Source organism: Treponema zioleckii (genome assembly GCF_014737315.1).
In the GTDB taxonomy this organism is placed as follows: Bacteria; Spirochaetota; Spirochaetia; order Treponematales; family Treponemataceae; genus Treponema_D; species Treponema_D zioleckii.
Genome location: NZ_JPUF01000088.1, coordinates 1 through 12,345, shown reverse-complemented (window position 1 = coordinate 12,345; position 12,345 = coordinate 1). Strand labels below are relative to the sequence as shown.

At 40.5% G+C, this 12,345-nt stretch carries 8 protein-coding genes; 1 reads left to right on the top strand and 7 read right to left on the bottom strand.

The features are described from left to right. Positions 1-277: 277 nt before the first annotated feature. From lon to JI65_RS15625, 4 genes are all read right to left on the bottom strand, one after another. Positions 278-2,833, bottom strand: coding sequence for an endopeptidase La (gene lon / locus JI65_RS15640; protein ID WP_422822290.1), 2,556 nt, complete (start codon positions 2,831-2,833; stop codon positions 278-280). 270 nt (positions 2,834-3,103) lie between these two features. Further along, the gene (locus JI65_RS15635) at positions 3,104-5,152 is read right to left on the bottom strand and encodes a serine/threonine protein kinase (RefSeq protein ID WP_191018095.1); all 2,049 of its coding nucleotides are present in this window, start codon (positions 5,150-5,152) and stop codon (positions 3,104-3,106) included. 103 nt (positions 5,153-5,255) lie between these two features. After that, entirely contained in the window at positions 5,256-6,128 is an 873-nt protein-coding gene (locus JI65_RS15630; RefSeq protein ID WP_191018094.1) for a metallophosphoesterase family protein, read from the bottom strand. A 254-nt stretch (positions 6,129-6,382) separates the two neighbouring features. Continuing rightward, the gene (locus JI65_RS15625; protein WP_242457274.1) at positions 6,383-6,607 is read right to left on the bottom strand and encodes an FHA domain-containing protein; all 225 of its coding nucleotides are present in this window, start codon (positions 6,605-6,607) and stop codon (positions 6,383-6,385) included. Positions 6,608-7,174: 567 nt separating this feature from the next. On the opposite strand from JI65_RS15625, the gene JI65_RS15620 reads away from it, so the two are divergent. Next, complete coding sequence (locus tag JI65_RS15620; RefSeq protein WP_191018093.1) at positions 7,175-8,980, top strand: hypothetical protein; 1,806 nt, start codon at positions 7,175-7,177, stop codon at positions 8,978-8,980. A 334-nt stretch (positions 8,981-9,314) separates the two neighbouring features. Here the strand turns inward: JI65_RS15620 and JI65_RS15615 are convergent, their stop codons facing one another. From JI65_RS15615 to JI65_RS15605, 3 genes are read right to left on the bottom strand one after another with little or no spacing between them, the layout of a single operon-like run. Further along, on the bottom strand, positions 9,315-10,436 hold the full coding sequence (locus JI65_RS15615; protein WP_191018092.1) for a hypothetical protein: 1,122 nt from the start codon (positions 10,434-10,436) through the stop codon (positions 9,315-9,317). After that, a complete protein-coding gene (locus tag JI65_RS15610; RefSeq protein ID WP_191018091.1) occupies positions 10,436-11,677 on the bottom strand; it encodes an ABC transporter permease in 1,242 nt (413 codons plus the stop codon). The genes JI65_RS15615 and JI65_RS15610 overlap by 1 nt, the downstream gene beginning before the upstream one ends. After that, complete coding sequence (locus JI65_RS15605; protein ID WP_191018090.1) at positions 11,674-12,306, bottom strand: ATP-binding cassette domain-containing protein; 633 nt, start codon at positions 12,304-12,306, stop codon at positions 11,674-11,676. Before JI65_RS15605 ends, JI65_RS15610 begins: the two co-directional genes overlap by 4 nt. Positions 12,307-12,345: the final 39 nt, after the last annotated feature.

Genomic DNA, 12,345 nt, shown 5'->3' with positions numbered 1-12,345 from the left:
CGGCAAGCAGGGCCACGATTTTAAGAGGACTGTTTTATTGCTCGCGCCTCGCTCGCAATTTTTGAGGAAAAAACGAGCGCAGGCGGATACCTATTACCTTCAGCTTAGCACAACAGACGCGCTTTTCTAATAGTGGACGTATTTTTTACATTGAATTAAAAACTCAACATTCAACCTAAATAAATTCGGAATAACAAGGTTGGATTTGAGCTTCTACTCTGTCCACTAACCTAGATTGATGAACAGAGCAGAAACAGACAATTTTGTTTCGGAAGCGTTAGAATCCGTAACCTTTGTCTTCTTTTTCTTCTTTTGGCTGGAAAACGGTTTTCATAACTTCCATCGCATTTGTAACAGGAATGAATTTTATACCTGTTTTTACGTGCTCAGGAATTTCTTCCAAATCGCGCTCGTTCGCCTTCGGAATATAAATCGTCTTTATGCCATTGCGCCTTGCGGCAACAGTTTTTTCACGAAGACCGCCAATTGGCATAACCTGTCCCGTAAGGTCAAGTTCGCCAGTCATGGCAACGTTCGGCTTTACGAGTCTTCCGGTCAAAAGCGACATGAACGTAGTCGCCATCGTAATACCTGCACTCGGACCATCTTTTGGAGTAGCCCCCTCAGGAATATGCAAGTGAATTACATTTCGCTCAAACCAGCTCGAAGGCTTTATTTTATGCTCGATTGCAAACTGCTTTACCCAGTTCATGGCAATCTGAGCACTTTCCTTCATTACATCGCCCATTTGACCAGTAAGTTGCAAGCCGCCTTTCTCACTCGGAAATGTGATGGACTCAATAAGAAGCGTGTCGCCTCCCATGCTTGTCCAAGCGAGACCTATACAAGTTCCAGGAACGCTGGCTTTTTTAATCTCACTCTCGTCAAAAACAGGCTTTCCGAGATATTTATCAAGGTCTTTTGCGTCGATTGTCCAAACTTTGCTCTTTAAATCCTCAAGCCCGTTCACAGTATCGTCGTTAACCTTTCCGACTGAACTCAAAGTCTTTATGTCGGCAGGAATTCCTGTAAGCTGCTCCATTACGATTTTTCGGTGAATCTTGTCGATGCACTTTTCGTAATGACGAACGCCGGCTTCACGGGCATATTCTTGTGAAATTCGCATCAGAGCGTCTTTCGTGTAGCGCACCTGATTTTTTGCAAGACCGTTTTTTGCAAGATTCTTCGGAATCAAATGTTTTTTGGCAATTTCGATTTTTTCCTGATCAATATATCCTGCGAGGCTGATAATTTCAGCCCTGTCGCGGAGCGGTCCAGGAATCGAGTCAAGGGTGTTCGCCGTCAAAATAAAGAATACGTCCGAAATGTCAAAAGGCAAATCAAGATAGCTGTCCCTAAAGTTTATGTTCTGCTCAGGGTCAAGCACTTCGAGCAAAGCAGAAGCCGGATCGCCTCCAGAATAGCTCGCGCCCATCTTGTCAACTTCGTCAATCAAGAATACAGGAGATTTAGTCTTTGTGATTTTAAGTCCCTGCAAGATTTTTCCAGGCATGGCCCCAACGTAGGTGCGCCTGTGACCTTTTATCTCGGCCTCGTCACGCATTCCGCCCACGCTGAATCGATAGAACGGCTTGTTCATCGCGTTTGCAATCGAGAAACCAATAGAAGTTTTTCCAACACCAGGAGGACCAACAAGAATCATAATCGACCCCTTGTTGTCCTTTTTGAGCCGACGCACCGCAAGGTACTCAAGGATTCTCTTTTTTACGTCGTCGAGCCCGTAATGGTCTTTTTCCAAGATTTTAAAAGCTTTGCCCAAATCAAAATTCTCTTCTGGCTCATCTTTCCACGGAAGCGCGGTTATAAGCTCCAAATAATTTCTTGAAACAAAATATTCACTTGAACTCGGATCCATCAACTTGAATTTTTCAAGCTCATTCTCAACGGCTTCTTTTATCTCGCCCTCAAACTTGAATTCTTCAATTTTCGCCTTGAGTTTTTGATAATCGCTGCCGTCAGCACCAGCACCAAGCTCATTCTGAATCATCTTCATTTCTTCACGAAGGAAGTACTCGCGCTGATTCTTTTCAAAATTTTCCTGAAGCTCAGTCTGGATTTTCTTTTGGATGCGGATTAAATCCTGATCTTTTTTTATGTAAACAAGAACCTGCCCCAAACGAGAGCGAACATTTGTTTCTTCAAGAATCTTCTGCTGCTCTTCTTTTTCAACGTTCAAAATCGAAGTGACAAAATCAGCGATTTTTCCAGGATTGTCAATATTCACCATGTTAAGGCGCATTTCTTCACTAAAAAGAGGATTATTTTCGCTAATCTCTTTCATTTCGCTTATGAGCGCACGGGTTAGAGCCTTAACCTCAAAAGTATCGTCCTCTTCATCATCAAGATATTCAACCGCAACACAAATCGGCGCTGTCTTTGAAAGGACTTTTTTGATTTTAAATCGTTTTATCGAAGAAATAAAAATATTTAATCCACCGTCAGGCAAGTTGATTTTTTTTATGATTCTCGCAACCGTACCGACTTTGTATAAGTCTGCCGTAGACGCAGTATTTCCGTCCGCCGCAGAATCTTTCATCATGATTATTCCAATAAAGCCGTCGCTGGCAAACGCCTCTTCCACCGTCCGGCTGTCCTCGCCGGCATTTATCATCACAGGAGTAAAAATGCCTGGAAAAAGAGGGTGCGCTTCGCTAGGCACTATGTAAAGATGAGGCGGTAACATCTGATCCAAAGGAATTATAGAAGAATCTATCACGCCTTCGGTAACATCAACTCGCTTAGCCTTATTCTTTTTTTTAGGAGCGGATTTTTTATTTTCGTCTTTCGGCTCGGAATCTTCTCCGTCAAGCATTGCCATTTCTTTTAAAGTTTCATCATCCGAAATAGAAATTGTATCGTCATCAGAAATCGATTTTTCTTCGTTTTTCAAATCAATTTCTACATCAAGTTTTTCGTCATTATCATTCATACTATTAAATATAATAACACAAAATATGAATCGACAATAGGAAACGCCCGGAAGTTTATTTTTAAATTTAAGGGGACATTGAAAAACTTCAGTTTTCAAATGTCCCCTTAAATTTGTTTTAGCGTTTCCAATAAATTTTTAGCAATCTAAAAGCTAATTGTTTTTAGCGACATCAGACTCGCTTTCAAGACCAATCTCAACGTAAAGTTCATCCTGATACCAGTCAGTTACCATTGAGTATTCTTTTTCAGCATATCCCTTTGCGGACGCACGAATTTTATATACACCTTGGCTTCTGAGCTTTTCCGTGTTGATTTTTTTAAGATCCTGCCATTTTCCATTGTAATAAATCGAGAATTTCGCCTTCTTCGAAAGGTCTTCCCCTGTTTTTATGTCGTGAGCCTTCGCAAGAACTCTTACAGAACGCTTATTTATGGAAGAAAAATCGACGGGAAGGTTCACAGCCTCTTTATCAACCGAGAAAGAAGTCCAGAAAACATACGAACCGAGAAGGATTTTTGTTCGGTAAAGACCGGCTCTAAAATATGCAGGCTTTATCGTATAAATCGAGAACTCGGAATCTTCGGAATCCAAAGATTCATCAACGATGAACGAGCGTTTTCGACCTTTGACTTCTGGCTGGTCATCGCCGTCCTCAAAGAAATAGGCCATAATTGGCAAATTGTTTCTAAAGCGGGCGGTGGCAATCGGAAGTTTTAGGGTTATCGTAACAGGCTTGTACCAAGGGCTCAAAATCGTCTTGTGGACATACCCCGCCTTCCAAACAGAAATTGATGAGCAGACAAGAACCACGGCTCCAACAAAACTGAGTACTACCATTAGCAAAATCTGCTTTTTTCGCTCGAATTTTGGAATCTCAACCTGAGCAGTCTCGTTTACAGCCCTTGCAAGATGGGTTCTGATTGAGTGAGCGTCATAATGCGAAAGATATTTTTTTAAGATTGCAATAACGTCATCAATTTTTTCGTAGCGGTCTTCACGCTTAAAACGAAGCATTTTTGAAATCATTCTACACAATTCGCGCGGAATCGATTTGTCGAGTCTTCGCGGATTCAAATACTTTCCTTTTTTGATTTTTTCGTATGCCTGTTCGTTCAAAGTTCCGTCGCGTTTTAAAGGTGCGTCAAAAGGCTTGGAGCCAGTGAGCATTTCGTAAAACATAACGCCCATTGAATAAATGTCTGCACGCTGGTCAACGCTGTTCGCATCTTCGAGCTGCTCTGGAGCCATGTAAGCCGGCGTTCCGAGCACAGAACCAGTTTTTGTAATTCCGTCATCATCACTAAAATTCTGAACTTCTTCTTCGGCGGTCTTGTCCTCATCCTCGAACTCGGCAGAAGAGTCGTTAACTTCTTTATCAACACCGGCAATTCCAAAATCGGCAAGCTTTACTTCGCCGCGTTTTGAAATAAGAATGTTAGCAGGTTTTATGTCGCGATGAACGATTTTTCGATTGTGAGCAAATTGCAACGCACGGCAAGCGTCCAAAAATATGAGCGCAGAAAGTTCTGTTCCAAGGGAAACCTGTTTTTCAATCAAGTCGGAAAGAGAAATTCCGTCAACGAACTCTTCAACAATGTAATGTGACGAACCTTCAACGAAATAATCAAAAGTGTTTACAATGTAAGGGCACTGAAGATTCATCATAATCTCGGCTTCGCGCTTAAAACGTTCAAGAACGATAGAATTTTTGCGCGCCTTGAGTTTGAGCTTTTTTAGAATTACATCGCGTTTTAGCTGTGGGTGAGTTCCAATAAAAACAGCTCCCATGCCACCTTCGGCGAGTTTCTTTTTTATAGGATATTTTCCGATAAACGCAGGCGTGTGAGTTCGCGTTCCTGAAGTTTTTAAAATTGATGCTGCGGCAGAACCTTTTGCAGGTGCAGGAACAGTTTTTGCAGCCGTGCGAACAGAGGTTTTAGGTGCGGCAACAACTGTTGAATCAGCCAGAACTGTACGAGCGGCGGACGTTTTTGGAGCCGTAGCTGTTAAACCGGAAGTCAATTTTTTTGCGGCTCCGGAAGCGGCAGGAATTGAAAGTTTTGTGGCGACGCGAGCAGAAGGCTTTTCTATCGCGGCCACGGTGGAATCAGCAACAACGGTGCGCATAGCCGCCTTTTGAGATGCAGGAACGGCAGTCTTCTTTTTTGGTGCTGCAACTACAGTTTTTTCGTCAGACATATTCTCCCCCTATTTTCCCCAAATATGTACTGGTTATATTTTTTAATTTTCGGGCAAACCAAAAACTGCGTTTCAGAAAGCCCAATTGTTTTTAGAACGTTTTTTATGACTCAACGTTTAAAATATCCTCATCGGCATTAAAGATTTTGTTTGGCATAACAAAAGCAATATTTTCTTCATTCGGATTATGAATCTGAATATATTTTCCTTTTTGCCGCAAAGCATACGTTCCAAGAATCGGACGATGCCCGCCAAACCAAATTCCGCTCTTTGCGAATTTGCGGCCAAGAAGATTTTTCATTGTTTTTTCACAGCTGTCATCTTGGGCAGTGTCGTTTGCAGTCCACGTAAGACCGTAAATAACATCTGGTTTCATCCTGTAATTAATGATTTCTTCACGGGAATATGCGCGGAGCGGTTCAGCATGACTTACAACGCAATTTGAAAAAACTGCGCAAATCGGCAGATTCTTTTCGTAAATATCGATAAGATAAGGAATTATCTGACCGTAAGCACATTCCAAAAACGTGTAGACCATATTTCCCTCATCAGCGAATTTTCTAAAAGGTCGATTTCCGAATTCTCCATTATTCAAAATGTTCTCGTGATTTCCTTTTAAAACATGAAAAAAAGGCGGAAAACTCGTCTTTAAAAGAAGCAGCATTTCCAACAAAGTAAGATTTTCTATCATCTCAGCTTTCATAGGCTCGCTAGATTCAAATTTAAAATCTCCGTTTTCATAAGCCTCGTAATCATCATAAGCAAGCAGCCATCTGTCTCTGGCCCTGCCCTCTGCATGAAAAATGTCTCCAACACAGCAGATTATAAGCTGACCGAGTTCGAGCATTTCAAGAACCGTTATATTTTTTCCAGGCAGACAACTGTCTAAAATGTCAAAAAGGAATTTTCCGCGTGCATGAAGGTCTGGCACAATAAGTACAGGAAGACCGGCCAAATCTCCTGATGAAAAATCCAAAAGTCCCCCAGATTTTAAGGTTTTATCTTTTGGACGATAATATATATTTTCGTTTTCTAAAACTGAAACAGCATATTCGCACAAAGCACTTAGCGTATCGTGATTCGGTAACTCTGTTTCATTTAAAAAGGTGTAAAGTTGTTCTCGGATTTCTGACAAAATGGTTTTCCATCGACTAAAAGTGACTATTTTGTGATTTAAAACTAAGAATTGCAAACACCGAAAAACAGCATTTGCAATTCCTGCTAAAATGGCTATGCCATAATCATCGTGACTGAGCCGACGGTAATTTTATCGCCAGAATTCAGTTTTACATATTTTTCCTGCGGAATTCTGTGTCCGTTAAGGAACGTTCCGTTTGTGCTGTTCTCATCTTTAAGGAAGTAGTCATCCTTGATTTTTTGAATGCAAGCATGAACACGACTTACGAGCTTGTTATCAATTACAATCTCACAGTCGGGACTGCGCCCGATAGACATTTTTGCAACAAGCGTAATTCTTTTTTATTAAAAGTAAGGTATGAAACTGGAGCGCCCTCTGCGATTTTCTCCAAGTGTTTGCCGATTGGGCTTTCTGTAGCAATAGTTGTATCTTCCATGAACACGATTATAAAACAATAATCAATAATCAGCAATTTTTTTTCTTTACTAAATCGTTTTTTTATGAAGAAAAGTATTTTAAAATTAGAGATTTTAGAACTTTTGTACAAACAAGTAGCCTAGAAATCTGTTAGTCGTTATTGGAGGCAAGGCAAAAAATGATTCTGAGAGTCGCGACTGAAGGGAGTCGGAGACATCTAAAGCTCAACCATCATTTTTTTTGAAACTCCGTAACGGACGCTCAACAGATTTTAAACCTTCAAACGTTTCAATAAAACTTCTTGCGCAAAAAGACTAAAAAAAAGTTATCCAACGTAATATTTTGTTTTAGGAAAATACTATTAAGTTTCGTTTTGGTTCTATGTATAAAACTTAAGAGCAGTTCTAAAAACTCAAAAAACTAAACTTTTTAGAGCATTCCTTAATCAACTTTTTAAGAGGTGAGCAATGAAAAAATTTACATCAATTTTTATGTTTGCAATTTTATTTACTACCGCGTATGCGCAAAATGAAACAAAAAAGGTTGTGAGCAACGAAACAGAAAACTTTGAAAACTTTTTTGGAACTGTTCCGAACGAAGAAAAACCAACTTTAAAAGGCAAAATGACCGTTTCGGAGGGAAGCAAATCTTTTTCATCCGTGGCGGTTGAGTCTAAAGCAACCGACGAAAGTGCATTTTTAGTACAAGAAGGAGCATCCTCTTCAATAAAAAATGTCAGCATTAAAAAATCAGGCAATTCCTCAAACGACGGACAGAGCAATTTTTACGGATTGAACGCCGGCGTTTTAAGCAACGGCGGAACTCTCACGATTTTAAATTCTTCAATAGAAACTGACGGTGACGGTTCTAACGCAGTTTTTTCGACTGGAGAAAAATCCAAAATCAACATCAAAAATTTAAAAATCCACACAAAACAAAATTCTTCACGCGGACTTGACTCAACTTACGGCGGAAAAATCAACGCGCAGAACGTGGAAATTCTGACAGAAGGCGACCACTGCGCGGCATTTGCGACTGACCGAGGCGAAGGTTTCGTAAACGTGAATCAGGGAACTGCAGAAACCCGCGGAAACGGCTCGCCAGTAATTTATTCCACCGGAAATATTTCGGTAAAAAACTTAAAAGGAAGCGCAAAAGCATCTGAAATTGCTTGCATCGAAGGAAAAAATTCAATAAATATTACAAATTCAGATTTGAGCGGCGGGGCTGGACTTCAGGGCGAAACTGCAAGCGCAATAATGCTTTACCAGAGCATGAGCGGAGACGCAAACCTCGGCACAGCATTCTTTTCTGCATCAAGTTCAACGCTCACAAACGTTGCGAACGGACCTTTCTTCTATATTACCAACACAAGTGCGGTCGTAAATTTGAACTCCACGAACCTGAACAACAAATCTGGCGCGCTAATCAAAGTTTCGGGAAACAACTCTGAACGCGGCTGGGGACGAAAAGGCGCGAACGGCGGAAAACTTGAATTCGATGCAGAAAATCAGAAACTCGAAGGAAAAATTCTTGTTGATGAAATAAGCTTTTTAAAATTGAATCTCGGAGACTCGACAATTTTTACGGGCGAAATCAATTCGGAAAACAAAGGAACGGCGGACTTGATTCTTGCGAAAAACGCAAAATTCATTGTGACTGCCGATTCATACATAAATATTTTGAATGACGATGACAGCGAATTTAAAAACATCGTTTCGAACGGACACTCGATTTATTACAACAAAAAACTTTCTGAAAATTCTTATCTGCATGGCCGAACGATTATTCTTTCTGACGGCGGAAAACTAGTTCCTTTTGAATATGCAGAAAAAACAGTCTCAAAAACCGAAGATTCTTCTCAAAACGAAAGGATGCCTCCGCCGCCAAACGAAAAAGGCATGAAAAACGGCGGTGAAAAGCCAGGCAAAATAAGGGAATTACAGACGCTTTCCGGAACGCTGAGCGTCACAAAAATAAGCGGAAAGGAAAGCTATATTTTGACTGGAAGCGACAACAAATCCACGATTCTTACATTGATGGAAGAGCCTAAAGGAGGCGCGGGAATGCCTCCAAGCGGCGGTCCAAAAGGCTTTGGCGGCGGTGAACCACCAAAAGACGGAATGCAGATGCCGAACGGCGGAAACAAAAACATGCAAAAACCAGTAACGTCGGCTGACCTTAAAAAATTGGTAAAAAAATCAGTAACGGTAAAAGGTTTTATGGAAAAAGACGGAAAGTTCGTCGTGCTCTCGTGCGAGCTATTAAAGTAAATAGAATCTCTAAAAATTGCATTTTTTAGAGATAACTTTGAATATTTTGTCATTTCCGCGCTCAGGTACGGGAGTGACAAATTTCAAGTTTTCAACGTAGATAAACACGGATGGACACAGATTTCAAAAAACAAGCGGTGGTTGAGCCTGTCGAAACCACAACCGATTGCGTAAAAAAGTCATTTCGACAAGCTCAATGACCACATAGCACTGTCACCTCGAACGTAGTCGAGAGGTCTGCAAGCGATAGCGTCTCCTCTCCGCTATTTTCCGGGGGCAATAGATGTCTCGACTTCGCTCGACATAACATCGATTTTCATGGGAGCCACAAGATTTACTGCTTGCAAAACAGAAAATTCAAAGCCGCAAGAATCAAAACATAAACAGCGAACGGAGTTAAAAACCACGAATCCTGCACGGAATTCAGGTAATAAAACGGCGGCAGAATATATTGAATCGGTAAAAGCGTCTGAATTCTGACGAAAATCGGGCACACGACCAGCTGAACTAAAATCAAAAGTGGCAATGCCGCGCAAAAAACTGCCGGAGTTTTAAAAATCATTCGCAAAAGATTTGAAAAAAGCACTGCCGAAATCAAAAAAAACAAAAGCGGAATAATTTCTGAATGCAGATTCGTAAAAAGCCCGCCCGCAAAGACTGACAAAAAAAGAACTAAAGCCGCATCAAAAACAGGAATTGACTGCATAAAAACAGAAAAACCGAACTTTTTTAGCCGCGAATTAAGTTTTATCCAGACGAAAGTGGCATTTTTTTCATCATTCATAAAAACCACAGACGAGGCAAAAGCGCACAGCATGAGCCAAACGGCCAAAAGACCGCGCATCGGAGTTAAAAGATACGAAACAGAAGAAGTTTTGTTCGAAGAAAGGCTTTCGTGCACAAAAAAATCAGTGGAAGCCGAGTAAAAATCGTAATTTTTTTTGAGGATTTCTTCACTCACAGGGCCAAAACGTTCGAGGACAAAATTTTTATAGGCACTGTAAGAAAAAATCGGGTAAACTTTCATGTATAAAAGTTCGCGACTAAAAGCCATAAAAGAATTTTCTTCGCTTTCAAAAGCCGTTACGACAGGCTGAACAAGCCCATCTTTTCCAGCCTCGTCCAATTTTTCTTCAAGATTTCTGTCAAAAATCCAAGCACAGTCAACTTTTTTTTGAAGGACGAGAGTTTTTGCAACTTCCTCACCGTCGCAGCGAACAAAATTCACGTTCGGCACAGACGATTCAAGTTCTGCCATGATTTTAGAAGCAAGTTCTTCCACCGGCAAAGAATCCGAAGTGTTTTTTTGGCAAAGCGCAACCGTCAGAATTCCGCTTTTTTTTGAAGCACAAGAACGGAACGAAAAGACCATAGGAATGACGAGCAACAAAATAATAATAAAGCCAGGCTTTTTAAAAAATCTTTTTTGCATCAAAAAGAACCAGATTTTTTTCATCACTCGCTCCTAATTCGCAAAGTTCTAATAAAAATCGAAAATCCGCAGAAACAGGCTGCATAAAAAATCACTTTTAAAACTGAAAAAATACTTTCTTGCAAAAAGCTTGCTTTTAAAAATGAAAAGGCGGCGCCGATTGGCAAAAACGAAGCGATTTTTTTTAAGACCTCAGGAAAAAAATCAACGGGATAAAAACAGCCGCCCAAAAAGCACAGGCTTGCCAAAATCAAAAATTGCAAAGTCAGCATCGAAACGATATTTTCTGAAAATTCAAAGAGAAAAAATTGCATTGCCGAAATCATCAGGCAAACAGGAACGAAAGACAAAAAGAGCGAAAGCGAACCGTGAACTGCCCCCGAATAATGCCAGTTTTCAATAACAAAAAATCCGCGTTCCGCCGTAAAAGCAACGCTCGCGCAAACAATTGCAAGAAAAACGATTTGCACGAAAAAATATGCGCTGAATTCGCAAAAAAACTGTTTTGCACAACCGATTCCGTTCACGGTAAAAAATTTGAACTGCGTTTTTGTACGATTCATAAAAAACGGAAAGGCTCCGATTCCAAAAAACGCAAAAAAAAGCAGAATCGCGGCAAGAAGATAATATGCCGTTAACGAAAGCCCGCCAGCGATTCCGGCTTCTTGAACGCGACAAAGTTTGGTGCGTTCAAGAGTCCAGTTAACGTATTTTAAATTCAAATCGTTATTGTAAAACGAAAGATTTTTTGTTTGGTGAGTTGACCTAGCAATTCTTTCCATCGCGAAGATTCCGGCCTGAGCGTGAACGAGCAAAGTCGAAATTATGTCCGAAACCTGTTCTTTTAGAATTTTTTCGATTCCTTCCTGCCCGCTTGCCGTATAATAAGAAACTTTTAAATCATTTTCGCCGCAAATGACAGATTCAAAAAATTCATCAGGCACGACGACAAACGCAGAAAGTTTTCCACGACGCAAAAGATTTTTTGCTTCATCGAATTTCAGGATTTTCAAATCAACGAAATACCGGCTCGAATCCATCATTTTTAGTGCGTTCACGCCAAAATCAAGATATTTTGAAGACAAATCGCCCACGATTCCAACCGAGAGTTTTTTCTTTGAGCCAGAAAAATCCATATTCCGTACGACCAGAAACGCCAAAACTGCAATAAGAGCAAAAGTCAAAAGTGAAAACGAAAGAATTTTTGGAAAAAGTTTTAGAATCCGTAAAAACTGAACCCTCAAAAATCTAAAAAAAATTGTCATTCTGATTTTTCATCCTCTTTTTCCGTCTGCAAAATTGCGGAAAGTGCATGAAAATCACCGTCATATTTGTACGGCGAAAGAGTTCCGTTTTGAAGGACAAAACATCGTGTGCACAACGCAAGTTCTTCGGCATCGTGCGTAACAAGAATTATGATTCCGCCTTTTTTGGCAAAATCTTTGTAATAGTCGTAAAGTTTTTCTTTGCAAGGAATGTCCAGCGCAGAACTTGGCTCATCGAGCAAAAGGACTTTTGGACTGTTGGCAACCGCACAGGCAATGGAAAGTCGTTTTTTCATTCCGCCAGACATTTTAGAAACAGTTACGTCCAAAAAAGAATTGATTCCGAGGGTGCGCACAACTCCGCCTTGCAAAAGGGATTTTTCTAAATCAGACTTTTTGTACAAAAGCCTTAAATTGTCGCGAGCCGAAAGTTCTTCGATTAAGACGGAATTCTGGGGAACGTATCCGCATTTTTGAGGCAAGTTGGCCAACGCAAAAAGAAAAGTTGATTTTCCGGAGCCATTTGCCCCAACAATGCCGATTATCTCGCCGTCGTTCGCGGTGAGAGAAACGTTTTTTAGAATCTGCCGTTTTTTATATGATTTTGATAAATTCTTTACTTCAAACATTTTAGACCTTTCGCATTATAAACTTATAATTGTAAAAAA

Excerpts from the sequence above, each read along its gene's own strand:
- lon (WP_422822290.1), bottom strand. The coding sequence starts at position 2,833 with ATGCTTGACGGAGAAGATTCCGAGCCGAAAGACGAAAATAAAAAATCC.
- JI65_RS15635 (WP_191018095.1), bottom strand. The coding sequence starts at position 5,152 with ATGTCTGACGAAAAAACTGTAGTTGCAGCACCAAAAAAGAAGACTGCC.
- JI65_RS15605 (WP_191018090.1), bottom strand. The coding sequence starts at position 12,306 with ATGTTTGAAGTAAAGAATTTATCAAAATCATATAAAAAACGGCAGATT.
- JI65_RS15625 (WP_242457274.1), bottom strand. The coding sequence starts at position 6,607 with ATGTCTATCGGGCGCAGTCCCGACTGTGAGATTGTAATTGATAACAAG.
- JI65_RS15620 (WP_191018093.1), top strand. The coding sequence starts at position 7,175 with ATGAAAAAATTTACATCAATTTTTATGTTTGCAATTTTATTTACTACC.
- JI65_RS15610 (WP_191018091.1), bottom strand. The coding sequence starts at position 11,677 with ATGACAATTTTTTTTAGATTTTTGAGGGTTCAGTTTTTACGGATTCTA.
- JI65_RS15615 (WP_191018092.1), bottom strand. The coding sequence starts at position 10,436 with ATGAAAAAAATCTGGTTCTTTTTGATGCAAAAAAGATTTTTTAAAAAG.